The following is a 440-nucleotide window of genomic DNA, read 5'->3' on the forward strand; positions in this document are numbered from 1 at the left end:
GTTTCTTTATGCCCTGAATACAGAAAAATGTTAGTAAAAACAATTCAATACAACACAAGTTCATTATATACCTTTGTATGATATTCCACATCATCGACATAAGAAATGCCTGCAATCTTCTTAGATTCTTTTTTCACACGAGCTGCCTGCTCCGCTACCTGCCCGGCTGTCTTATATGCACCGGGTGCGCACCGCACACCAGCAAGCGAGATTGACAAAATAGGACAGGTCGCCGATCTCCCTTCTTTTTCAATGTCTTGAAAATAGCTGTAGAAATACTGCTGAATATGCGAAATGATCGCCTGTACATACTCATGAGCAGCAATAATAATAAAGTCATCTCCACCAATATGACCAAGAAAGCTTTTTTTCCCGCCACTCATCCGAATCGCATCCCAAAGCATCTGCGATGTTCGACGAATAATCTCATCGCCCATCTC

General features: G+C 42.0%; 1 protein-coding gene. It reads right to left on the reverse strand.

The features are described from left to right. Window positions 1-44 precede the first annotated feature (44 nt). A partial coding sequence (locus tag LKX83_RS31875) for a nucleotidyl cyclase domain-containing protein (protein ID WP_465249356.1) occupies window positions 45-440 on the reverse strand: 396 nt, incomplete at its 5' end.

It is taken from the genome of Cohnella baijiui, from assembly GCF_020731285.1.
GTDB lineage: Bacteria > Bacillota > Bacilli > Paenibacillales > Paenibacillaceae > Cohnella.